The following is a 24993-nucleotide window of genomic DNA, read 5'->3' as shown; positions in this document are numbered from 1 at the left end:
TCTTTCTATCAATAGTCTTTTAATTTATTCCACCATGTCCTTTTCAGTATCAGCATGATCACTGCCAACAATGCCACGGTTACAAGCAAGGGTAATTTTTGGTTGAGAATGAGGTACATGGGCAATATGGTAAGGCATAATTGAGCAATAGTCCCTATTACCACATTAAACATGTTCAGTCTGAAATTTTTATTTGGCACAAAAGCTTCATCTTCGGCCATTACCAGTTTTTTAACGGGTTCCCAAAAACCCCACGGGCGTACATTGCTGTAAAAGGATTTTAATACAGCCATGTCTGTTGGCGCACTGGCGTAGGAGCCCATAACCGAACCAGCCATGGAGATGAAGAACAAAAGCGGAAACCAATACAACAGCTCGCCGGATGGAATAAGCAGCGAAAACACCATAGAGGATAGAATACCAGCCAGCATGCCGTAAAAAAAGCCATTGGCATTAAAGCGCCACCAATGCCACTTGAGCACATTTGATGCTACGTAGCCTCCATAAAGCGCCGATACGATCCATTGCAGTACGCTGTTTACATCTTTTACAAAGAAGCCAAGAATAACCCCTACCGCCACCACAACCACACCTACCAGGTAATTCATGGCGATGATTTTTTTGGTAGATGCCGCAGGGTTAAAATATTTAATGTAGATATCATTTACGATATAAGCCTGTGCCGCGTTCATCGTACCCGAAAATGTGCTCATGAAAGCGCCAAGCAAACCGGCCAACAGCAACCCAACCAGGCCAACAGGCAAAAAATTATTGATAACAGCCGGCAATATCCTTTCAAAATCGATAGCGCCGGTAGCATCCTTCAGGTTCATTTGATTATAATACAACAGGCCGAGGATGGTTAAGCTTACGATAAGCGAGTAACGGATGGGTAACAAAATGATACTCACAAAACCACTCATTTTACTGGCTTCCTCAGGCGACCGTGTCGACAGGATCTTTTGCATATCATAATTAGGCGCCGGACCAGCCAACGCCGCGAAGAATCCCTTAAAGGTCATCATCATAAAAAACAAGCCGAACAGCGAGTAACCATCATCCTTAATTTTCTGGTTAACCTCATTAATAATACCCGACCAGCTCATGCCCAGGTTTTTCCCAAAAAATGGGCTATACCAACCATCAGGCACATTTAAATGATGACCTACTAATTTATGAGCAGCAATAAAACCTATCCAGATACAGGCAATAGACATGATGCCGTATTTGACCATATCGCCCAGAACAATACTGTGCATACCGCCCAAAATGGAGTAAAACATAGCAAATAGCGTAAATACAATACCGTAAACATGCGGTACATACTGCGGCGCAACGTTGAAGGGAACATAGGCTTTAACCAAATCCCAGGGAATAAAAATTTCAATGAATTTACCCAGCCCAATAAATCCGTAGGCTAAAAATCCAAGACAACTAAGCAGCGCAAACGCGATAACAATTATATGTGAATTGCCTACGCCCGGTCCTGTTTTGCCAAACCGGGTGGCCAGCCATTCGGCACCTGTGGCAGCGTTTGAGCGGCGCAGCCAACGCGAGAGGTACATCATCAAAAACACCTGGTTAAATACCGGCCACAACCAGGGGATCCAGATACTTTTCATGCCATATACAAAGCACAGGCTCACCATCCACATGGTGCCACTGATATCAAACATATCGGATGCATCACTTAGCCCCAGCTTATACCAGGGTAATGATTTACCCCCCAGCATATAGCTTTCCTTATTTTCGCGGGCTTTTTTGCGGTACCACAAGCCGATAAAAATGGTGCTCAACAGGTACAAAACTATGATGGCAGCATCAAGTGCGTGTAGCTTCATTTATTTGACATGATTATTGTTTTTTCTTTGTGATTTTTTGATTTTTTTTTGAAATTCCTTCCAGAAAAACCCTCAAAAAATTACTGACTTTTTATCAAAATCCGCCAGGCATGCCGCCTTCACAGTTTAAGTTAAATTGGTTGATTCAAAAGTGAACTTATTAAGGTTAATTTTATAATACTTTTTTAACATTATATTTTAATATCTACACAATTCCGCCATCCTTAAATTTTCAAATCGCTTAAATAAAAACCCGGTTGCCGGTGTAGGTTTCCCTGAACTCTTTGGGGATACACAGTTTTTTGCGTTTAAAAATCCTGTTGAAATTGGAGATATTGTTAAACCCGCATTTGTAAGCTATCTCGGCAACCGTAGCGGTGGAGTCTATCAGCATGCGGGAGGCATGGCCGAGCCTGATTTCGTTTAGGCTATCGATAAAAGTTTTACCTGTGCGTTTCTTGATGAACCTGCTAAAAGAAGCCTCGGGCATGTTGGCAATTTTTGATACCTCGGCCAGGGTAACCTGTTTGTTATAGTTCACGTTCATGTGCTCAAACACTTTTTCGATGCGGCGGCTGTTGTAATAAAACTTATCGTTGCTAAAACTTGGATCCGACAACATCTTCATATTGCGGGAGATAGACAGATCATGCAAGATAGACATCAGCTCCAGCACCGAATCAAAACCACTCTTTTTATCCAGGCTGATGATCCTATCTTTAAGGGCAAGTATGGTTTCGGGCGAAAAAACGATGCCGCGCTGCGAGCGCTCCAGCATGCTTTTCACAAAGCTCAACTGGTTCCGCTTCAGAAATTTTTCATCAAACAGATCTTTATGAAATTGAATGGTTACCTCGGTGATCTCCTCGCTAAGGCATTGATGGGTAAACCAGGCATGATACAAATTAGGACCAACCAGCGCTAGTTCCACATCATCAATTACTTCTATATGGCCGCCTACAACCCGCCTGGCGCCTTTGGCATTAATGATCAGGTTAAGCTCATATTCATCATGATAATGCAAGGGGAAGTCGAACTTTTTTTTAACTCTCGAAAAAATGGTAAAGCAATCACTGGGGGTAAGCGGCGTTATTTCACGCATCACATTACTTGTCGTCATAAATTGTATAGGTTTAAAAAGAAGAAAATCCTGATACGAATTTAACCAAATTATATTAACTATTTACCATTTCGTAATTTTCAGATTATAATTCAGTCTTATTTCATTGCTTTTCAACCTCAAATATCCTCTTAAAAGACCTTTTTTCTATCAATAAACAATCAATCTCCAACTAAAATTCGCCCCTGAGCAGCATTTTATTCTATCAATAAACTTCCAATTTTCATCCCCAAATACACCCCAAACAGCATTTTTCACCATCAATAAACTTCAATAATGAGCTATAAATTGCCAATAATGAGCGATCCGCGCCAATAAAAGAGCGATAAATTGCCATTAATGAGCGATAAATTACTGTATGTAAAACTATCATTATTGGTTATTAAAATTTTACACTCCATTAACCGGCATGTAAACTGTAAGCATTAGGTTTGCACCCAATTGGTGTTTTAACATTTAACCCAAACGGTCAATACTTAAAACTCCGGCTTATGCCAATAAAAGCCCGTATATTTAAACATCCTTTTATTATGGCATTAAATTAGCACAAAAAACAATAGTCATAACAGTTTAACATTATGCCCTATAATATACTCACCAGCAAAACAATTGGTAAATATTTATTGTAGATTAACCATAATATAAATGAATCAAAAACTACTATATCATATTTAATGGATACAGCAGAAAGCACCACACCGGCGGCAGTAAAAAAAAGATCGAAACTAAGACAAAGCATCACCGACTTTTTTATCAGCTTATACCGCATCAACCAATTCATTCTGCGCTTTTTCAGAGAGGCCTTTATGCCCCCTTTTGAATTTAAAGAAATAATGAAGCAATGCTTTGAAGTAGGTGTACGCTCATTCACATTAATCACCGTAACCGGGTTTATAGTGGGGGTGATATTCACCAAGCAATCAAGGCCTTCGCTTTCACAATTCGGGGCTCAATCATGGTTGCCTTCCCTGGTATCAATAGCCATTATGCGGGCATTGGCTCCTTTAGTTACGGCATTAATAGCATCGGGCAAAGTTGGCTCAAGCATCGGGGCCGAGTTGGGTTCCATGCGGGTAACCGAGCAAATTGACGCCATGGAAGTATCGGGCACCAAACCTTTTAAATTTTTGGTATGTACCCGCGTAATTGCCACCACCCTTACCATTCCTATTTTGGCTACCTATACAGGTTTTATTGCTATTGTGGGGGGCTTTTTAAATGTAAATCAAAACGAGGGCACTACCTGGAGCACTTTTATCCAGGAAGTATTTGATCCCTTAACTTTTACCGATTTTGTGGCATCGCTTGTTAAATCCATTGTGTTTGGGTTTACTATTGGGATAGTAGGTTGCTACCAAGGCTTTAACTCCAGCAAGGGAACCGAGGGTGTGGGTAAAGCAGCCAACGGGGCTGTGGTTACCGCCATGTTCCTGGTGTTTATTGAAGAAATTATTATAGTACAGATAACCAGCTGGTTCCGTTAAACAAAGGGAAACATGGAGAAGAAAATAGTTAAAGCAGACCATACCAACCCGGTTATCAGCGTAAGGGGACTTGAAAAGTCCTTTGAAGATTACGCTGTTTTGCGCGGCATCGATCTTGATCTTTACCAGGGCGAAAACCTGGTGGTGCTGGGCCGCTCGGGTTCGGGAAAATCTGTGTTGATCAAAATAATATCTGGTTTGCTAAGTCCTGATAAGGGCGAGGTGAATGTATTGGGTCATAACATTGCCCATATCCGCGAAGAAGAATTACAGGAGCTGCGCGTAAGGATAGGTTTCTCGTTTCAAAACAGCGCCTTATATGATAGTATGACGGTGCGCAAAAACCTGGAATTTCCCTTAGTACGTAACCGCAAGGGCATTACCCGCCAGGAAATAAACACCGCTGTTGAAACTGTTCTTGATGCCGTGGGCCTGTCACAAACCATTAACCAGATGCCTTCGGAGTTATCGGGCGGCCAGCGTAAGCGGATCGGGATAGCGCGTACCCTGATCCTGAACCCCGAGATTATGCTGTATGATGAGCCTACCGCCGGCCTCGACCCTATCACCTGTATCGAAATCAACGATCTGATTAATGAAGTACAGGAACGCTACAACACCTCATCCATCATCATTACGCATGATTTAACATGCGCCAAGCAAACAGGCGACCGCATTGCCATGCTGCTCGACGGGCAGTTTCAACGTACCGGATCTTTCGAAGAAGTATTTGATACTACCGACAGCCGGATTAAACCTTTTTTTGACTACAACTTTATTCAATAGAAAAGACATTATACCATTATCATGGACGCATCAGAAAATAAAAAAGCAATTACGGTAGGCCTATTTTTAGCTCTCGGCTTAATCCTGTTTATCCTTGGCGTATTCACACTTGGCGGGCAGCAAAAGTCTTTTGTAAAAAACATCAAGCTCAGCTCCGTTTTTAGCGACGTTGCCGGGCTAAAAAAAGGGAACAACGTTTGGTTCTCGGGCGTAAAGGTAGGCACCATCAGCGCAGTTAGGTTTACCGGACCATCACAGGTACAGGTTTTTATGAGTATCGACCAAGCCTCCCAGCAATACATCCACCGCAATGCCCAGGCAAAAATCAGCTCGGATGGGTTGATAGGTAATAAGATTATTGTGATTGATGGCGGTAGTCCGCAAGCCCCCGAGGTGCAGGATGGCGATGTGCTGCAGGCCGAAAAAATGCTTTCGACAGATGATCTGCTCAAAACCCTACAGGAAAACAACCAGAATCTGCTTGCTATAACTACCGATTTTAAAGCCCTCAGTCACCAGATACTGGCCGGGAAAGGTACCGTTGGCGCTTTAATGGCCGATAACACCATGGCTGATCAGTTACGCGCATCGATGCTTAACCTACAGGCAGCCACCCAAAGTGCAGCCCGGATGGCCGTACAGCTTGATCATTTCGGCAATAAATTAAACACCAAAGGCGGCCTTGCCGATAACCTGCTTACCGATACCGCCACATTTAACCGGATCAGGCTGGCAGTAAACCAACTGCAAAGCGCCGCCGCCAATGCATCAACCCTAACCAATAATCTCAACAAAGCCAGCGATAAGCTGAACAGAACAGATAACGCCATTGGCGTATTACTCAACGACCCCAAAGGCGCCGTACAGGTACAAACCACCCTCAACAACCTGCAACAAAGCTCCATCAAACTAAACGACGACCTGGAAGCCGCACAACACAACTTTTTCCTGAAAGGATTTTTTAAGGATAAGGCGAAGAAGGCTAAGGCCGATAGTTTGAAAAAGGCGGGACAGTAAAATTCAAGGAGCGTGAAGGGACAATGACATCTCCATCAAGTCATGCGGAACTTGTCAGCACCCCACGGAACAGGTAGGTGATTTGATTAGCAGCCGGCTTAGCAAATGGGATGTTGAAACAAGTTCAACATGACGGGAATTTATTATGTCGTTACCAGGAACAACGCAATCTCGTACTGTGCAAAGCCAACAAGCAAATGCTCCTTTTGTCTGAACCTGGATTTATAGGATTAACAGATCCTCACGATTCCAATTTTCCTGAGCCTTCTCCCACCCGTCACCCTCGTAAGATACGGGAAGCAATAAAGTATTTGCCATTGCAATGAACGAAGCAATTCCTAAGCTCAGAGCCGCTTTAAGCCTGAGCTTTGCGCCACTCTGTAAAGAAGTCTCAAATCTATAATATGGCGTTACCTGCGGCCCGCGCTTTACGTTCATACTGCACAAGCCTTAGCCACATTGGCCGGTATCCGCTGCAATCGCTAACGCAAACTTTAAGTAGGCAAAAATGCTCCGTCAGGAGCTACCTGTTTGTAGCAAACAGACAAATAAATAAAATTTGCGCCGTAGGGGCTACCCTAAATTTTGCAAAGTAACCAACATGCTGGCAAAGGGTAATGGCGTAATTTTTCGCCCGCTGCCGCAAAGAGCCCCCCTTATCACCCATGTCTTGAGTACAATCCAATATGATTTAAAATTAATGTACCCCAGTAGACTCACCTTAAATTTAAAATCCAGGATGAAACTAACATCCGGGATTTGCATATTCATTACCTTGCATGCGGGCGCACAAGCCAAGAGGCTTGCGGCAGCGAGAAGAAAAATGTTTGCGGTAGCTGGGAATTTTACACCGAAAGAAAATTGTCGGGAAATAATGTTCATTTTTCGTTAGAATGCCCCGGGCAACAACAACGGCTGTTATACGGGTTTTTAGATTTTAAATTTATTTGTTTTTTTATCTTTGTTCAGTAAAATATCCTTATCATGCCTCATATCCGTAACATCATACTTTTTTTTACGATAATTATTTTATCCAGCTTTTCTGCTTATAAAGCGTACGCCCAATATCCTGGGATGGCAGCAGTTCGTGCACAACAGAACCAACAATTCATGAATATGCAAATGAATATGCAGATGCAAATGAACATGAACAGAAATTGGCGAAAAAATGCGGGGCAGGGACAAGGATATATTGTGATATTAAAAGACGGCGATATAAAAAAGATCAAATCTTACATGTACCTGGATACCGTTCTGCATAAAAATTTCCTGGTATTTGTAGATAAGAAGTTCCCGAAATCAGACACCCTGCATCGTTTTCAGAAAATTTATCCGGATCAAACATCAAATATAACTGCATTGATACCCGATAATCAAGGCTATGAAGAAACAAGACCCGGATTGCCGACTGATAGCGGGTGGACTATAAAAGTAATAACAGGTGCAATAACTGTTTATGCCAAAAGCGGCACTTATCTTACCGTGGTTGGCACCCCTGCATTTGGGGCACCTAAAATGGATTTTGTTTCTGCTGAAATAATTGGCATCCAGCTAAATGATGGGCCAATTGAAAAATTATCAAAGGATAATGTGTTGAAAATTGTTACCGGTAATTCCAAGGCTACTGAATATGTCGAAAAAAAGGGATTGTATGAAGCCGTGAAAAAATACAATCATGATGCAGAGAAGGTCGCAAAAAAGTAGACGCTCTCCGGGAACGGGTAACCCTCCGCTGGCGCACGCGTGTCGAGCCCCGCTGATAGGTCTGCAACATTTTTCCATCGTTTATAGTTTAAGAAATGGGTTAACGACCAGGACACACTCGACACGCGTGTGCCCCGCGTTTAGGTCGCAATCATTTGTAGATGTAATAATGATCAAAGAAACTCCAATACTTTACGTTCATCTTCCAAGCAATTCGACTTGTATGGTGGGGTACACGCAGCACGCGTGCACCAGCGTAAGGAACTGCGGGATGACTTTTTTAAGATAGATAGCTAATCAACTATCCAAAAACCTTCCAGGTAAAGCATATAACGGCCGGGTTGAAATTCGCCGTAGGCAAAAACAACTATGGTGTTACCTTTTTTATGGTAATACAACCTGAGGTTATTGCTGTCTTTATATAGATTCAGGAAGCCGCCATCGGTAACAAAAGCTCCGGTTTTTATAATGAATTCAAAGTCGGCGGCACTGATAGCGTGCTGTAGATCTTCGAGGGTATTATTGGCAAAGTCGCCTAGTTTTATGGGGGTGATCAGGGTGGTTTCACGGCTCAAATCGAATGATTTGTGCAGTATCTCCTGTTCGGGGCCATCAAATATGAGCGACTTTACCTTTTTATAATTGGTTATCATTTGGGCCGTTCTTTATCTTTTTGTTCGGCAATATACCCTCCTTTTTTCAGATCATTGATATTATAAGGTAATTCAAACTGGATACCTAAACCGGGCTTATTAAACCAGGGGATAATCTGACCTCTTTTTACACTGTCGATAGGTTTTACAATTTTATAAACCCTGTATGGCGATTGTAAGGTTTTATCGGGCAAAGCGCGTTGCGGAAACGGCACATCTACCTTGGATACAAAGGTACCGCGGTCCTGGAAAACGCTGTCGGCATCGTAATAACCTCCATAGCGATCAACCAACAGGCCGGCCTGCAACGTAATCATTTTTAATGACAGGGCGCCACGGTTTGGGGGCCAGCCGCCATTGAGGTTGTTTGTGCTGAAAAACTGTTCCAGTTCGGCCCATTTTTCGTGCTTCCATAATTGCCAGGCAGTTTTCGCAAGCGGCCTTTTGGTGCTATCGGCAAAATCGGCAACAGAGGCTACAAAAACACTAAACGAAACGCCGCGTACAAGGCTGTCGTTTTTATGATGTTCCCTTCCAGAGCCGGCTACGTGTTTGTGTGTGTTTTTGGAATGCTCCGTTTGCGCGTTGACAACAAAAGGCAGCAATACTGCCAACAGCAATATTCTCATTGTTTTCATAGGACAAGATGTTTGGTTTATTAACTAGCTAAATATAATATATGCAAATATTTTATCAATGCAAATCGGTATATTTATTTTTAATAATATGTTGATATTATTGATATACATATATCTTGACTTTTTTCATTTTTAATTACCAGTCGATTTTCCGATACTTCACATTGCTGGCGCCACGTGTCGCATGAAACCCATCTGACAACCAACCACCAGGCTTTTGATCCTATATAGAAATTGTAAGGGCCTGCCTCCTACGCTTCAACTCTCCTCATAATCGAGCTCCCTATAAGGCAGGAATAAGTATATAACAGCTACTGTTTCTACCAGGCTTATCGCGATGTTAGGTAGTTGTAACAACATATTTGTCTTAAGCATAAATAGACCTATAATATACAAGGGAACAGATATTATCGATAAAGAGAGTAAAACCCACCTGGTCCATTTGTAACCTTTTCGTATTAAACGTGCGATTAGAATAGTGAAGGCAAGGGTAAGGAATTCTATGATTATTCCTGGCCTCGGTTCAACTATAAAATAAGTGGCCGCGTTAATAAACGCAGATGCTCTCACCAGGTTTGAAGCAACTATCAGGTTATGGTTGGCAGTGTTCATCTCCGATTGATTTAGGCGGAGTAAGATAAGAAACTTTGGATAAGATTATTTCAATCTCCTCACCAAAATTAGCTTTTACATCAGTGTATAGTCATTTTAGTCTCTCCGGTCGGTATTTTCACCGCACCAGCATGAGGTCTGGATATGCATTTAATACCCGATTACAGCCGCAACAACTTTACATGGAAACAGTGACGGTTAAAGCCTTTTAGAAAACGAGATCATCAACAAATAGTGCGGCGAAAACAACCACCATAAGCTAAAACCGTTACCTCTTTTGCAGAATGCCCCGAAAAGTAACTTATTGAACCAAAATATCATATTTAGTATAAATAGCTTCGGCTACATAACCATAGCCTTTATTATTTAAGTGCAGGAAATCTGAACGAAGGGTATATGGAATAACATCATTTTTTGCATTCTGTACATCATTCATATTTGTTGAATCTCTCTTTGAAATTAAATAAGGTTTAATATCCAAATAGTGTAAACCATATCTCGCTGCAAGAGTATCGTTAATAGCTTTAATACGCTTATAATAAACTGCGCCTTTTAACTCGTTCGGGGTATCACCGTTTATTATTCCTAAAATTAAGTAATGTGAATGCCCTAACGAATTTACCATCGAAGCGATATCGTTAAGTATCGTATCTGAATGCATATAGTTATTTCGCCCTGCCCAAATGATAGTGGGATAGCTATGTAAATTTGGTGCCGCAAACATTTTGTTTTTAATTGATGTGCTGGTTGCACCATTTACACCTTCATTGATAACATCGCGACCTGTTAGTTCCGCTAGTTTTTTTGGATATGATACACTCCCCCCTCCCGAACCTTTGGTTAAACTATCACCCCAACTAATTATTGAATTTGGATTGATATATTCCTCCTTTTTACAAGACACGAAGATGATTATACAAATAAGTAATAAGTAATTTTTTTTCATTATAATAATTGCGATTTACGGTTTTCGTCTAAAAATTTAACGGTAGTATTTCGCAATTAAGATAACATTTTTCCCAGACATATATATTAATACCCCATCATAATTAGCAACAGAATAGAGATATTTCAAAATTTAAAGCAAGCGATTCAAACTGCCTAATTTAAGGCAGAAAATTAAGAGTAAAGAATAGTCATTCTCCCCACAAAATTAGCTAATACATCAGCGCTGAACTGACACACTTCAAGATAGTAGCACAAGAATGAATATTCCATTGGCTGGGAAGCCTTCCGCGTTTTCTTTACTCTCTACCTGGCCTTAGTGCTGCCATCCTGCCAACTGACGTTCATTAAATAAAGATACCTGAATAGCCATTTCGCTACTATAGAAAGTTAACAAATATTTATTAAATTGGCATCGGAATGTGGCTAAACTCCTCACTCCGATAACTTAAACCGTCGCAAGTGAAAAAAATTATAACTGCACTTTTTGCTTCAGCTGTCATTTGCAGTGGCTGCTCTAAAAACCATACTGAAATACCGGCAAATTCTAAAACATTTAAAGTTTCGTTCAAGTTAGCGGTAAATGCTGTTGTAAGCAGTACCTGGCAACAAGTTTTAGGCGGGCAGGCCAGTATTGGTTTCGCGGCTAAAAATAATGACTCGTTAACTGCGTCTTCATTAACAGATGATCTCGATCTTAGTAAGCTATCTACTTATACTAAACCTGTTATCGCAGGCACTTATGATGTATCATTAAAAACAAAAAGCACAGCAGTAGCTGATACCTTTATAAGATTTAACGCCCTTGCCCAAAATGTGGTGATAAATAAAGATGTTGCCATTAATATGCCGGCCACTACTACTGATGGTGTTATTACCATAAGCAAAAAACTTATAGATAGTACCACAGTGCCAACTTTTATCCCAACCGGAACAAACACAACCTATAATTTAGGTGTAGCCAATGGCTATTATTTCATTTACGTTGTGGGATCAAAGGGAGGCAAAGTAACCTTTACCGAAGCCAGCAGCGGCGATCTTTTTATTGCCAACGTAACTGTAGCTGCAAATAATCAATACAATTTAACCGCAATTGTAACTAAAACCGGCTCGGTTGTTAAGCACACCTACGCCTTTAAATCAAGCAACCTAAATTAAGTTTTGGTGGAAACCTTATCGAAATGAAAAAATACTTCCCTGTAATAACAGTTATACTCTTTATATTCTCCGGGTGTGCAAAACACGATTCAACCATGGATCCTGTACCGGTTACGCCCCAGATAACCATTAAAGATATCAGCTACCCTGCGTTTATCAACAGTACCTGGAAAAACGTGGTAGGCGGTAACTTAGCGTTCGAATTTGATTTAAAAGATGCAAAGGATTCTGTTGCCTCCCGTATAAAGGACAGTATCGATATTAAAAACATTACTACTTACACCAAAATAGTTGATAAAGGTAAATATGATATAAACATATCTGCAGGAAACCCTTCGGCAATTGCCGATACCTTTTTGCGGTTTAAAGGGCAGGTGAAATCATACACCGTTGATAACAAAGAGGCTGTTTCATTAACCGTTACCAGTAACGACGGCCTGATAACGATAGATCAAAAATTTATTAAGGATAATACCATACCAACATTTAAGGCAGATAACGGGCCAGCAGTTTATAAACTCGGCCTTAGTAACGGTTTCTATTACCTCTATATAAAAAACGGGGTTCAGGGTGCTATCTCCTTTGTTTCAAAAGAAACCGGCCAGCTGGTGAGCAAACGGCTAAGCATCGTTACACTTAACCAATACAACATGGCAGTAGTGGCCAATAAAGGTACGTTGCAGGTTGTTTTTAGTCCGTTTGCCTATAACGATGTGCCTGTTGTGTCAAGCACCCTGCTCACGTTGAATCTAATACCTGATGGCTATACAGCTACCACTACTTATTTTGTTGCTACAGATGAAACCGGAAAAATATTAGTTGAAACGAAATATATACCCGGCACAAAATCTTTTAAGCTTTCAACAACAGAACCATTTACTAAAGACCGCTTTAATTTTTATGAGATAAGAATTTCGGATGACATACATACAACTCCCAATATCACCGGTTACTTACAGGTAAAAAAGGGAAGTGTATACGTCAATACCCGGACTTATACTAATCCGCCTTTCTCAATGGTAAAGCTGCATTTAAAAAATGTATCCGGTTTTGATAAATTAAACATAAGCACTGATATGGGTAGCGCAGAAATTAACACGCCGGCCGATAGCAGTTCTTTGTCGCCAATACAATGCTCTGATAAAGGCAAACTATGGGTACAGATGTTAAAAAATAACAAAGTGACCTACAACTTCTTCACAATACCAGTCGGAACTACAGATTATAACCTTGATCTGAGCAAAGTAACCAGTTCGCCCATTATAAAAAACTACACCACACCGGGGGATAATTTTTATTTGCGTGTTTCTGCCAAACAAGATAAATCTTCTGATAACGCATATGCATTTGGCCACATCAGCAGCAACTCAAACCAGCTCGACTTTTACTATCCCAATGAACCTTTTCAGCAATATACCACAGTCGCGAATTATAGAATAGGTGAATTATACTATACCATTAAACAAGTAGAAACCGGCATCCCCGCCGCTATCAATACTTTTGATCCCTCGTTTTTAAAGCCGGGGACATCAATGGCTAATTTCAAACCATCCATTACCGGTACCTCCGATTATTATTTTGCCAATTTTATCGATTTTACTTCTGCCAAATACCTTCAGCTTAATTTATATTCACCTGCAGCGGGCTATCTTACGCCTGTTAAACTCCCTGATTTTTCTAAATATTTAGGAGTATCATCTGTAAATCTGAACGCTTTACTGTTAAAACAATTTGGGCTTTACCAGGCCGATGGCTTTAATGAGGCCCGTTTTTATTATGATCAGCCGGGAAGTGATACTAATTTAAACAGCAAATCAGTAGTGGCTTATTATTAGGTAAATGCTATTAAAAACAAACTCATTTAACTTATGCTGTTGCAAAATAACCTTGCGGTCGTTGCAAGGTCTGCACTATGCTTTCAAAACAATTCTCTATATAAAATACACTAAACGGTTCTTCGCAACCACCCTCCACTAATAGAAAAACCGGAACGCTCTAAACAGCGGCCCGGTTTAAAAATCCCTTAATCTTGTTTTATCAAATCAGCGAAACGACTTGAAAGATGCCCGGATTTCGTCAGTGAAGATCTTAGGCTGTTCCCAGGCTGCAAAATGCCCGCCTTTTTCCACCTTGTTGTAATGGATTAATTTAGGAAACGCCTGCTCTGCCCAGCTCTTCGGGGCCGGATAGAGTTCGTCAGGGAAAACGCTTACGGCAACCGGGATAGTGAGACCTTTAGCAGTGAAGTACCCGAGTTTGTTCTCCCAATACAAACGGGCGCCAGAGATTGCCGTATTTGTTAACCAGGTGATCGTGATATTGTCAAGAATGTCGTCGCGTGTGAGGCCTTCAGATTGTCCGTTAAAGACGCGCTTGATGAGTTCATAGCTGCGCGCGTCGTGATCAAGGAAATAAGCTGCCAGACCAACCGGTGAATCCGCGAGTCCGTACATCGTCTGCGGGCGCAATCCTAATTGAAAACCATATCCGATACCCTTTTGATATACGAACTGCAAACGCTCGTAAGCGAGTTTCTCGTCGGCTGAAAGACCTGAGGGAGCCGGCGCCCCGGAAAATGCAGCGTTGTTAATGTCCTCCTGAAATACGCCAGGCATATTGGTATGAATAGCCAGCAACTCCGGAGGTGCAAGCAGGCCTATCTGCTCGGTGATGAGCGCGCCCCAATCGCCGCCTTGTGCTACAAATTTTTTATAGCCAAGGCGCTTCATCAGCACAACCCAGGCACGTGCGATATGTTGAGGGTCCCAGCCGGTAGTAGTTGGCCTGCCCGAAAATCCGTAACCCGGTATGGAAGGAATTACGACATCAAACGCGTCCTCCGCCTTTCCACCATGTGCAGTAGGATTTACAAGCGGGTCAATAATCTTCATTTGTTCGATGATAGAACCGGGCCATCCGTGTGTAACGATCATTGGCAACGCGTTTTCGTGTTTCGAACGAACATGAATAAAATGAATGTCGAGGCCATCGATTTCTGTTATAAATTGGGGCAAAGCATTCAGTCTCGACTCCACGTTACGCCAATTATAACTTGTGCCCCAGTATTTTGCCAGTGCCTGAATAGTATCAAGTTGCACACCCTGCGTTTGATCGTCTACGGTTTCTCTTTCGGGCCATTTTGTTGCTAAAATGCGGCGTTTTAAATCATCCAGGTCGGTCTGCGGAAAGGTAGTCTGGAAGGGGTGGATCAATTCCGCCGATCCAACTTCTTCTAAAGTGTCTGTGATTGTTTCCATTGTTTAAATTTTAAAATTGCTTTCTTAATTTATTTTAGATGTAAACCGTAGTCTATCAACAAATTGGTTAGGCAGACTAAACGGCGTTGTAGTATTCAGACTATTTATCAACGGAGTATCCGGCTTAAACCACGTTGATCTCTACATTAATATTACCGCGTGTGGCTTTTGAATACAGACAGGTTTGGTGACCTGCATCGGCCAGCGCCTGAGCAACTTCGCGTTCCAGACCAGGTAAACTAATGTTGAGGCGTGCCTGCAGGTGGTAATCCTCCCCGGTTTGGGCCAGGTCCACTTCAGCATCAACGGCGGCATCTGCCGGAAACCTTACCTTCATTTTTGCAGCAGCAATCTTCATCGCACTCATGAAACAGCCCGACCAGCCGGCGGCAAACAACTGCTCAGGATTTGTTCCAGTACCTGGAGTGCCGGGACTGGAAAGTTTAACGTCCAGGCGACCATCAGAGCTAATAGCTGATCCGCCATCGCGGCCTCCGGTAGTGTGAGTTTTGCCTGTGTACAGTACTTTTGTGAGCTGGGTATCCACTTGTGGATCTTCTGTATGTGTATTTTCCATTGTTTTGATTTTTAATTATATGTATTGTTCAGTTTTCACTTCCACTTTGTGCCAGTTATACTCCGTAGCCCTATAGTTGGCAAGGAACTTCATTGTCGCGAGCGGCACCCCCTGCGTTGATCGTTCATAATTGCTTTCTTAAAATTTATCCTCCATGTAAACAATATTTAGTTATCAAATTGGTTGAGCGTTCTAAACAGTCTTATGGTATTTAAACCATTTCCCAACAGATTAACGGAGCGAACTAAAAGCCGCACGCATTTCATTAACAAACAGTGTTGGTTGTTCCCATGCAGGAAAATGCCCTCCTTTGTCAAGTTTATTGTAATGAATGAGATTTGGATATGCCTTTGCAACCCAACTGTGTGGCGCCACAAAAAGCTCATCAGGAAAAACACTCACGGCAACGGGGATAGTGATCCCCTTTGGGCTAAAATAGGCCAGCTTATTTTCCCGGTAAAGACGCGCGGCTGAAACAGCAGTATTTGTTAACCAGAAAAGGGTGATGTTATCAAGAATCTCGTCTCGTGTAAGGGATTCATTTTGCCCGGCAAAGGCTCGTGAGATAAGATCTAAACCGCGGGCGTCAAAGTCGATTAAAAATGCCGCCATACCAACCGGCGAATCTGCTAACGCGGCCAGTGCCTGCGGGCGCGATGCCATGTAGGCGGCATAGTATACGTGTTGGTATACAAATACCAATTGCTCATAGGCCTGTTTTTCCTCTCCGGATAACCATGAAGGAGTCGGCACACCTGTAAATGCGGCCTCGTTAAGTTCTGCCGGAACCGCCCCGGGCATGTTTGTATGGATCCCAATCAATTCGGGCGCCGCCTGTACAGCCATCTGTTCTGTGATAAGTGCCCCCCAATCTCCACCCTGTGCCACAAACTTATTGTAGCCAAGTCGTTTCATCAGCACAACCCAGGCTTTCGCTATACGCTCCGGTCCCCAACCTGTACTTGTTGGCTTGCCAGAAAATCCATAGCCAGGCATCGATGGAAAAACGACATCAAAGGCTTCCTCCGCCATTCCCCCAAACGCTTCAGGATCGGTTAGCGGACCGATGATTTTCATCTGGTGAGTTATAGAAGCGGGCCAGCCATGAGTTATAATAATTGGAAGGGCATTCGGATTTTTTGAACGTACATGTATGAAATGAATATCCAATCCATCAATATTGGTTATAAATTGCGGAAGGGCATTTATTTTTGCTTCTATTTTACGCCAGTCGTAGTTTGAAGCCCAATAGCCGGCAAGTACCTGCAATGTGGCCAGTGGCGTACCCTGCGAAAAATCATCTACCGTTTCTTTTTCAGACCACCTCGTGGCTAAAATACGGCGATTCAGATCATCAAGGTCGGCTTGCGGAAAGTTGAACCGGAAAGGACGGATCAACTCGCCTGATCCCACTTCCTCTAAAGTTGCTGTGCTGGTTTCCATTGTATAGATTTTAAAATTTCTTTCTTACATCTATCCTCCATGTCAACTGTATTCAATTAGCAAATTGATGGCGTATGCTAAACGGTTTTGTAGTAAATTTTAAGGTGTCATTATTTTTTGGCAAAGATATTTATATCATCAACCGGCATCCAGCACCAAATAGGTTAAGTGGACTAAATACCTCCTGAGGTGGACATTTTTAAACTCGAAAATTTTTTAACTTTTGCGATGATTATAATTTCCAGAAACGAAATTTACGTATTAATAGCCTCCAGGGAATGAGGGGAATAATTCAAAGAAGATCGTACTTCTTTTTTAAGGGTGACCTGAAAATTGCCTGTTTTTTGTAAAGATTACCGGTTATCGAGCCAGTGCAAAAAAACACTTACCTTTTCTTTAGGAACCACCAATTTATCGGAAACAGGTATAATGGGATTAACCAATAGTTTCCTTGCAAAATAATGCTCAACATCCTTTATTAACTGAAAACTTATCAAGTATTGCCTGTTTAACCTGAAAAACTGACTGTTTGCCAAAAGTTTCTGAATCCGGTCCAATGAATAGTTTACAGCATATTCCTGCTGATCGAAGCACACAAGTGCTGATGATTCGCACGTGACATAAAAAAAAGCAATATGATCAACGGGCACTGTGCTATATTTATTTTGCCTGAAAACAAGGAAGCTTGTTTTACCCCCGCGTTTTTCTAACACATCATCAGAATAAGATCCGCCATTTTGTTGGGTGACTTTCATGACTTGCGTTTCCATCTTATTAGGTTTTATTTTTCTTAACCATCCGCCTGCCCAGGTTTATTACATCTTTAATCAGTCAAAGAATAAACTCGGCTACTGCTATCTACCTTGGGGGCCAAAAACCAAATGTCCATGTTCTGTGAAATTCTATTCAAAAATAGTAAAACAGTAAACTCCAAAAAAGATTAAAATGATTAAAAACGTAATTGCAGCAAGGTAGTGGCCGGAGTTTACAAACAGTGTACTATCATAACACTTTTTATTAGTTCATAATACTTAACCTCATGAATAATTAATGGAGAAAACCTGCTTTATGCGTTAATGATTGCCTGTACGGTAAGCCATTTGCCTATTTATTATTTGAGGCGAAATTTTATTGGTAACAAATTCAACAACTTAGCGTCAAAAGGTTATCAATATAACCTGCAAATTTTACTGAATTTATTATTAAACATTAACCCCATAAAAACAACCTGTCATGACCTCAAAAGAATCATTCTCCCTAAACGGGGATATCCTGCTTAAAAAAGTAAAAGAACTAATTGCCGAAGGCAACATCAGGAAAATAACCATAACAGATCATTCCGGTAAAGAATTGATGACATTTCCTTTGGCCGTAGGTATAGTAGGCATTTTCCTGGCACCAGTATTGGCAGCCGTAGGAGCAGTAGCCGCGCTGATTGGCGAATGTACAATCACCGTTGAACGGGAGGAGCCGGAAGCAGAACAAAAGGACGAATTGTAAATTGCTGCAAATGCAATAGGTTAAATGCATGCAACGGCAGTTGGAATTTAAAAACAAACATTGCTGTTGTATGCATTTTTATTGATGCTTTTCCCATCACTGGCGAACACCTGCCGCGTAAATCCCGCTGGTAAAATTCAACAATATGATGCATTTTTACAATTGCATCAGCACACTTCTATAGGTTATGGAAATAAGACCGGCCACTCAACAAGATTATGATTCAGTTTGGGAAATATTCTCAAAAGTTATACAAACAGGAGATACGTACGCGTTTGATCCTCAAACTCCAAAAGCCGATTTACAAAAACATTGGTTTGCAAGCCCCATCCAAACCTTTGTTGCCGAAGAGGACCATAAAATATTAGGCACTTATATCATGAAGCCCAACCAGGTGGGGCTGGGCAATCACATAGCCAATTGCGGTTATATGGTACATCCTGATGCCAGGGGCAAAGGTATAGGAAGCCTGCTTTGCCGGCACTCTATGCAAATAGCTAAAGAACAAGGGTACCAGGCTATGCAGTTTAACATTGTGGTTTCAACCAATTATGATGCGGTAAAGCTTTGGCAAAAAAATGGCTTTACCATTATTGGCACTACCCCTAATGGTTTCAGACACCTGCAATTGGGGCTTGTAGATACCTATATCATGTACAGGCCACTGTAATACACATTCAAGTTTCAACAACTGATTACCGGCCCCCATTAGCGCAAGTCTTGTGTGGTGGACAGAGTAGTGGCTGACTTGTGTTTAGTACAATACCTTATCTACCAGCAACTGCCGCTTCAATATCTTCCTTAATAAATACCCATTCCTTACCTTTTAAGCAAATGGGATCCAAATCATCATTGGCATCAGCAAAATCCGAGAAATTATTTATAATCAGGCGTTCATCATGTGTCCATTCAAAACGTCGCTTGTGGAGAATGATCATGGTCGCGACGCTGTATTGACTTAGTAATTCATGCAAATCCCAAAAATCTTTTTTCCTGCCGCCCCTTTGTACTACATCTATTTTCATGGCAACAATCTCTTCCATAGTTGCCATGCGCACACCATCTTGCAGAAACACATCTTGAAAAAAAGGATCCATGGAATAGTATAAATCCAGTTTGATAGCGTTATCCGGATCAGTTCCAATAAGGTAAGATTTTCCCATGCCCGGATTACCTCCAAACTCACCATCTACATGCCCGAAGCTTTTGTTGAGAAATCTTTCAATAGCGACAAAATCAATAGATCCATAATTTGCATCGGTAAAAAGATCTATATCCACAGACATTCGGTGTCCCAAATACAAGCTCAACGCCGTGCCGCCAACAAGTCTGAAGTCTTTAAGTTCTTCAGCCTCCATTAATGTCATTAAACAGTGTTTTAAAAGGGCATTTACAGTATTCCAATAGAGCATGTTATTTTGCTTTTACGTGTCCCATTACGGGCAGTGTATTATTTGCAATCCTGGTACTGCCAGTAATAGCCTTAATTTTATCTTTACCGTAGAACCTCAGCATTTCTTTTTTTTCATCATCATTTCCCCGTTCAAACACACGTTGAATAACTGCTTTATACTGCTTTTCCCAATCAATCTTAGTGATATCTGTATCCCAGAACAGCGTTTTTCGAATAACTGAAAGATCAGGACGTTCCCCTAAATTAGCTTTCTGCTGTTCCTTTTTTATTTCGTAATAAGTCTGAAGCAGAAGCATTGTTCCCTCTTCTAATCCTAAAGCTTTGTCAATTTTTAAAGATAGTGCAGGCGTCAGTCCGCGTTGTCCTTTAGTAATGCTGTTTAACGTTTGAGGATATTCATGTAATGAAAGTGCAAAAGGGCCTTTTTTGAGGTTCCTTTTCTTAAGCTCACGTTCCAGAATAACTCCTGGATGAATGCCCTTATATTTTTCTATTACAGTTTCCATATGACTAATATAAACAAATTTGTTTATAAAATTATAATTATACAAATATGGTTATAAACGAACTATTATCCTCTCAACTTGTTATTAATAGATTCTTAATTGTAGGGTTGTGGAATGTTATAGTGAACCGTTAAACCAAGGTTGGGTGAAGGCCTTTGTAAGAATAATTTTTGTTAAAAGGTTTCCCCTTGCAGAAATTATTGATCCAGCTGCGTATTCCTTTGATCAGCTGGGATCTTCAAAAAAGCCTTATAACTGGTATCCAGATAAACCACAAGGTTAAAATCGGCACTAAAATAGGTTTTTGCCGATGGGGTATAAAGAACTAAAAAGTCGTCCATATCCTTGCCTTTTAAAGGCAGGTACTTGGCTATATTATCGGCATTAAAAACCTTGACTATTTGATCCTGTTGGTCCTGGTTTATTGAAAAATCCTGCTGTTGCTTGCGTTTGCGCTCGTCCTTTTTAAAATACTTTAACCTTAAAATGACGCCGCCATCATAATCACCATTCTTATCGCGATGATACACCACCGTTTGGTTATGAAACTCGGGCGCGGCGAATGAGCCGGCATGTATGGCTTCTGTAGCAGTTACATTTACCTCGTTAAGCATATTATGCTGAGGCGTCAGGAATATTTCAAGCGGTTTATTGCCGGTGAGCAGCACAGTATCCGGCTTATAAAAAGCACCACTAAATACCAGCAGTTCGCCGGCTTTGCCGCCTATACTAAATGCACCGGTTTTATCAGTAATAACAACCTTATTGCTGCCTAGGTTTTCAACCCGTATATTTTGCAGCACCACGCGTGTTTTATTCTCATATACAACACCGCTATGCAAACTTTGCCCCAATGCAACTGCCGAAATTATGCAGCCCGTAAGTAACAAAAACACCCTTTTAAGCATATATAAAAATAAACATAAAATTTAAACTACAATTATACAAAACAGCATTTAACTAAAATTAACAGCTTTGCAATCATATAAAACATCAATGAAAACTCTTTAACATTGAGTGCCTGATGGTTGCACTTTATCGCTGACTTATACGCTATAACCAAAGTATAAAAAAAAGGTGCACCCGAAGATGCACCCTTTATAAAAACCATTATTGCAAAGCAATAAAATAGTACTTATTTATCATTCATTATTCACCTTTAGTCTCACCGCTCACTATCCCTCCACTCACACCGCCACCTTCATTAACGCGCTGTAACTTTTTCAGCATTTCGCTGCCTATCAGGGCGTCTATCATACCGTTGCCGCCGCCGTCTTTACCGCTTACCAGTATTTCGGGAACTAACTTAATTCCATTGCTGGCAAGGGCCTCGGCTACACGTACAATGGCATATTGTTCGGTACCCATGGCTTCGGTTTTTTGTTTGGTTACTTCGGCTTCGGCCATACCTATGGCTTTTATTTTGGCACCTTCGGCCAAACCATTTACCTCTGTAGCGTTAGCATCAGCCTTGGCGTTTACAGTTTTAGCTTCGGCATCTGCTTTAGCTATCGTGATCCTCACTTCGGCATCGGCCTTAGCGTTAATAGTTTTGGCTTCGGCCTCACCACGTGACGCGGCAACCCTTGAAGCGGCCATCTGGGTATTGATCTCTACCTGGCGGGTTGATTTTACAACCTCCGGCTGCATATCGGCGCCTGCCCTGGCACTTTCAAATTCCTTACGCTCAATTTGCGCATGGCGTTGTATCTCGTAAGTAACCTTTTCCTGTTCGGCTATTTTACGGTCGGTTAAGGTTTTCATTAAAGCAGCAGGCGGCACTATGTCACCTATCAATGTATCTACGCCTACCACGTTGTAAGAGGACAATACTGTGCTGATGTGTTCTTTAGCATCATTTTGCCTATCTATACGATTGGCCAAAAAGCCAATTACATCACTCTTTTGTGCCGAGTTACGGAAATAGTTGGCAATAGTAGGTTCCAACACCTGCGATACCAGGTTTTTCATTTTACCAAACCGGGCTATTACTTTCGGAGCCTCGTTACGCGGTACGTGTATGATCTGTGACACATCCAGATTGAATGTAAAACCATCGCTTGATCTTACCGTAATGGTACACAGGTTTTTATCCAGTTCATGCGCTTCGGTACGGCTATCGGCCCAGTTTAATACAATGTTGGTAGTAGGCACAATTTCAACCGCGTGGGTATAAATGTTAACCGGATGCTTACCGGGGTCAAGTGGCTCGTCCCAAACACCTTTTTGGTTTCGTTTAACAATGTTACCATGCTTAAAGGCATCCCCGCTGGTATCCTTACCCTCTGGCCCAACAAAGGAGTTAACCACACCCACATAACCAATCGGGATGTAGATCATATCCACCTGTTCCACCAAAACAAACCATGGGTTAAGGTAATAAGTACCCGCCAAAATTACATCCTCCTGCAAACCCTTACGGCCGCCGGCATTAATGAATGCAATAGGGTCCTGGTAGTTTTTATGACCTTCAACAGAGTAGCCTGCAATTTCGCCTTTTGCCAAAGGTTCACCATCAAGGGTTGTAATAATACCCACCTTGTTTTCCTGGATCTGTGTAATAGGCACCATCACAATCTCGAACAAAAAGGTATTGATACGGTAACTACCCGGTGTAAGGAAAGCAGCCTGCGGACCTTTTTGACCATTGTTATCCAAAAACGCTATCGCATCCTGGAACTTATCGCAGTTTACCGGTTTACCCAGCACACGGCCGGTATCAAACGGTGCACCATCCTTTGCCTTTACCAGCCCAAGCTTATTTTGTTCAATAATTGTAAACGACTCCATGGTAATCCCATACTGCCACGGCCACATACCCCAGTATAAACCCGGCGCAAGTGCTTTAGCCTGCATACCGGCCTCGCCGTTGGTAGCAATGATACGTCCATCGGGCAAGCGCATTTTTCCCGAAAGGGTAAACTTTTTAACCACCAGGCCAATACGGTCATCAGGCACTATCACCATACCAAAAAACACCCGTAAAACAAACTTGTACATTACAAGCACCAAAATTACAGGCACAGCATAAAATAACATCACAATTGATTTGTCCATTTTTTTAAAAGATTTAAATATTTGATTTTTTTAACGGAACCCTTAAGGTGCGGGTCCTCACAATACTTAATAGCATACCTTTTGGAAGGGAGTCCTTGGCTATTTAGTGTCATTTAGACAGTTACGGTTATAGGTTGTTACAACAATTTTAAAAATTATTTTTTGACCGGTGATGATTTACCACTAATTTATTTTTGTCCGCTCATTCCGCCTGAACCTGAATTTCCGGGATTAATTGATAGACAGGACTTTAACACCGATACTTGCATCCTCGCCACCGGTATTCAAAAGTTTTTTTTTAATTCTCTCCCAACGGGAGGGGTGCGGTTGAAATGCGCGCAATGGCAGGGAGGGGTTTTGCCGATATACATGCTGCAATCGTACTTGAACGCCTGACTTAACCCCTACCTCCCCATCCCCGAGGCAGGAATCTCACATTGCCCCTGCTTTTTTATTTCTTCCTAACACCTATGGTATCCACACAAGCAACCATTCCCAACTTTCACAACACTACTTATTGTCAATACTTTAACCGGCCGACCGATTCTAAAAAAACAATTCCCGATCCCAATGGGTTGATATAGTTAATACCTCTCTATATAATATCTAAAGCACAGCAATCATGTCCATATCAACATCAAAAAATAAAACAGACGGCTCAAAATCAACAGAAAGCAGCAGACCTGCCAGCAAAGAACTTAAAACCGATTTTCCGATGAGTGAAAAAGACGAGCTAAAAAAAGCCGAAGAACAGATGAGAAAACGCGCAAAAGGCAAATAGTTTTGTTTTTAATTTTAAAGGCAATTGCATAGCTTGGCTAAAATATTACCTGTCATGATTAAACATAGCTTTTTACTATTAGCCGTTGTATTGTTCCTGCTAACATCATGCAAGCCATCGGTTAGCGTTACAACTCTTACCGGCAAATGGAAATACGTAAAGGTTGAACATCCCAATGCCAGTCCGCCGGATACAATGAAAAAGGCCGACCTGGATGAGGTTGTCCCCTATATTCAATTTACCCCCGAAATGAAATTCCTTATTGTATGGGGTGGTAAATTCCTGGCGCACGGCAGTTTTACCCTTAATGGCAGCAATATGAACATAACAGAAGTGCTACCCGACGGTAAAACACGCAGTTATGTTTTCACCGTATCGGAGTTAACAGAAAGCAAAATTGTTTTTGAAACGATAGGAGCAGATGGCTCCAAAGTAACTGCGTTACGGGCGAGTAAGTTTTAGGAGGTTCGTGTTGCGGGTGGCGTGTTGCGGGGTTCGTG

Annotated in this window: 24 protein-coding genes; 10 read left to right on the top strand and 14 right to left on the bottom strand. The window is 41.7% G+C overall.

Annotated elements, in window-relative coordinates:
* Positions 1–8 precede the first annotated feature (8 nt).
* Both AC1D0K_RS27865 and AC1D0K_RS27860 read right to left on the bottom strand, forming a co-directional pair.
* Positions 9–1841, bottom strand: a complete 1833-nt coding sequence (locus AC1D0K_RS27865) for a sodium:solute symporter family protein (protein ID WP_477394296.1) — start codon at positions 1839–1841, stop codon at positions 9–11.
* Positions 1842–2082: 241 nt separating this feature from the next.
* Positions 2083–2961 carry an AraC family transcriptional regulator gene (locus AC1D0K_RS27860; protein ID WP_295713269.1) on the bottom strand — a complete coding sequence of 293 codons (879 nt, stop codon included), beginning with the start codon at positions 2959–2961 and terminating at the stop codon, positions 2083–2085.
* Between the two features lie 674 nt (positions 2962–3635).
* On the opposite strand from AC1D0K_RS27860, the gene AC1D0K_RS27855 reads away from it, so the two are divergent.
* From AC1D0K_RS27855 to AC1D0K_RS27840, 4 genes are all read left to right on the top strand, one after another.
* Positions 3636–4445: an MlaE family ABC transporter permease gene (locus tag AC1D0K_RS27855; protein ID WP_477394293.1), complete on the top strand. Its 810-nt coding sequence runs from the start codon at positions 3636–3638 to the stop codon at positions 4443–4445.
* A 12-nt stretch (positions 4446–4457) separates the two neighbouring features.
* The gene (locus AC1D0K_RS27850) at positions 4458–5231 is read left to right on the top strand and encodes an ABC transporter ATP-binding protein (protein WP_477394291.1); all 774 of its coding nucleotides are present in this window, start codon (positions 4458–4460) and stop codon (positions 5229–5231) included.
* 21 nt (positions 5232–5252) lie between these two features.
* Positions 5253–6248, top strand: a complete 996-nt coding sequence (locus AC1D0K_RS27845; protein ID WP_477394289.1) for an MlaD family protein — start codon at positions 5253–5255, stop codon at positions 6246–6248.
* Between the two features lie 984 nt (positions 6249–7232).
* Positions 7233–7952 (top strand): hypothetical protein, encoded by a 720-nt coding sequence (locus tag AC1D0K_RS27840; RefSeq protein ID WP_477394287.1) that lies wholly within the window; start codon positions 7233–7235, stop codon positions 7950–7952.
* 293 nt (positions 7953–8245) lie between these two features.
* On the opposite strand, the gene AC1D0K_RS27835 is transcribed toward AC1D0K_RS27840, so the two are convergent.
* The 4 genes from AC1D0K_RS27835 to AC1D0K_RS27820 all read right to left on the bottom strand — a co-directional run bounded on the left by AC1D0K_RS27835 (position 8246) and on the right by AC1D0K_RS27820 (position 10801).
* Positions 8246–8605 (bottom strand): hypothetical protein, encoded by a 360-nt coding sequence (locus tag AC1D0K_RS27835; RefSeq protein WP_477394285.1) that lies wholly within the window; start codon positions 8603–8605, stop codon positions 8246–8248.
* Positions 8602–9243 (bottom strand): TNT domain-containing protein, encoded by a 642-nt coding sequence (locus AC1D0K_RS27830; protein ID WP_477394283.1) that lies wholly within the window; start codon positions 9241–9243, stop codon positions 8602–8604. The genes AC1D0K_RS27835 and AC1D0K_RS27830 overlap by 4 nt, the downstream gene beginning before the upstream one ends.
* A 258-nt stretch (positions 9244–9501) precedes the next feature.
* Positions 9502–9855 (bottom strand): hypothetical protein, encoded by a 354-nt coding sequence (locus tag AC1D0K_RS27825; protein ID WP_477394281.1) that lies wholly within the window; start codon positions 9853–9855, stop codon positions 9502–9504.
* A 301-nt stretch (positions 9856–10156) separates the two neighbouring features.
* Positions 10157–10801: an SGNH/GDSL hydrolase family protein gene (locus tag AC1D0K_RS27820; RefSeq protein ID WP_477394279.1), complete on the bottom strand. Its 645-nt coding sequence runs from the start codon at positions 10799–10801 to the stop codon at positions 10157–10159.
* 461 nt (positions 10802–11262) lie between these two features.
* Here AC1D0K_RS27820 and AC1D0K_RS27815 point away from each other — a divergent pair, with 461 nt between their 5' ends.
* A complete protein-coding gene (locus tag AC1D0K_RS27815) occupies positions 11263–11958 on the top strand; it encodes a hypothetical protein (RefSeq protein WP_477394277.1) in 696 nt (231 codons plus the stop codon).
* Positions 11959–11981: 23 nt separating this feature from the next.
* Positions 11982–13793, top strand: coding sequence for a hypothetical protein (locus AC1D0K_RS27810; protein WP_477394275.1), 1812 nt, complete (start codon positions 11982–11984; stop codon positions 13791–13793).
* Positions 13794–14000: 207 nt separating this feature from the next.
* Here AC1D0K_RS27810 and AC1D0K_RS27805 read toward each other — a convergent pair whose 3' ends face one another.
* The 4 genes from AC1D0K_RS27805 to AC1D0K_RS27790 form a co-directional block, all read right to left on the bottom strand.
* Positions 14001–15215, bottom strand: coding sequence for an epoxide hydrolase family protein (locus AC1D0K_RS27805; RefSeq protein WP_477394273.1), 1215 nt, complete (start codon positions 15213–15215; stop codon positions 14001–14003).
* 124 nt (positions 15216–15339) lie between these two features.
* Complete coding sequence (locus AC1D0K_RS27800; protein WP_295717270.1) at positions 15340–15792, bottom strand: organic hydroperoxide resistance protein; 453 nt, start codon at positions 15790–15792, stop codon at positions 15340–15342.
* Between the two features lie 231 nt (positions 15793–16023).
* Positions 16024–17235, bottom strand: a complete 1212-nt coding sequence (locus AC1D0K_RS27795; protein ID WP_477394271.1) for an epoxide hydrolase family protein — start codon at positions 17233–17235, stop codon at positions 16024–16026.
* Between the two features lie 353 nt (positions 17236–17588).
* Complete coding sequence (locus AC1D0K_RS27790) at positions 17589–18005, bottom strand: LytTR family transcriptional regulator DNA-binding domain-containing protein (protein WP_477394269.1); 417 nt, start codon at positions 18003–18005, stop codon at positions 17589–17591.
* Between the two features lie 463 nt (positions 18006–18468).
* Between AC1D0K_RS27790 and AC1D0K_RS27785 the strand changes: the two genes are divergently transcribed.
* Entirely contained in the window at positions 18469–18735 is a 267-nt protein-coding gene (locus tag AC1D0K_RS27785) for a DUF4342 domain-containing protein (RefSeq protein ID WP_295717275.1), read from the top strand.
* 187 nt (positions 18736–18922) lie between these two features.
* A complete protein-coding gene (locus AC1D0K_RS27780) occupies positions 18923–19405 on the top strand; it encodes an N-acetyltransferase family protein (RefSeq protein ID WP_477394266.1) in 483 nt (160 codons plus the stop codon).
* Between the two features lie 97 nt (positions 19406–19502).
* Here the strand turns inward: AC1D0K_RS27780 and AC1D0K_RS27775 are convergent, their stop codons facing one another.
* The 4 genes from AC1D0K_RS27775 to AC1D0K_RS27760 form a co-directional block, all read right to left on the bottom strand.
* Positions 19503–20093, bottom strand: coding sequence for a nucleotidyl transferase AbiEii/AbiGii toxin family protein (locus AC1D0K_RS27775; protein ID WP_477463127.1), 591 nt, complete (start codon positions 20091–20093; stop codon positions 19503–19505).
* A gap of 55 nt (positions 20094–20148) precedes the next feature.
* The gene (locus AC1D0K_RS27770) at positions 20149–20655 is read right to left on the bottom strand and encodes a helix-turn-helix transcriptional regulator (RefSeq protein WP_477394262.1); all 507 of its coding nucleotides are present in this window, start codon (positions 20653–20655) and stop codon (positions 20149–20151) included.
* 197 nt (positions 20656–20852) lie between these two features.
* Positions 20853–21563, bottom strand: coding sequence for a hypothetical protein (locus AC1D0K_RS27765; protein ID WP_477394260.1), 711 nt, complete (start codon positions 21561–21563; stop codon positions 20853–20855).
* A 241-nt stretch (positions 21564–21804) separates the two neighbouring features.
* A complete protein-coding gene (locus tag AC1D0K_RS27760; RefSeq protein ID WP_295717283.1) occupies positions 21805–23712 on the bottom strand; it encodes an SPFH domain-containing protein in 1908 nt (635 codons plus the stop codon).
* A 622-nt stretch (positions 23713–24334) separates the two neighbouring features.
* On the opposite strand from AC1D0K_RS27760, the gene AC1D0K_RS27755 reads away from it, so the two are divergent.
* Both AC1D0K_RS27755 and AC1D0K_RS27750 read left to right on the top strand, forming a co-directional pair.
* Positions 24335–24493, top strand: coding sequence for a hypothetical protein (locus AC1D0K_RS27755; protein WP_477394258.1), 159 nt, complete (start codon positions 24335–24337; stop codon positions 24491–24493).
* Positions 24494–24547: 54 nt separating this feature from the next.
* Positions 24548–24955, top strand: coding sequence for a hypothetical protein (locus AC1D0K_RS27750; protein ID WP_477394256.1), 408 nt, complete (start codon positions 24548–24550; stop codon positions 24953–24955).
* The last annotated feature ends 38 nt before the right edge of the window (positions 24956–24993 follow it).

This window comes from Mucilaginibacter sp. P1_A3 (assembly GCF_056406855.1).
This window is presented reverse-complemented; position numbering and strand designations above follow the sequence as displayed.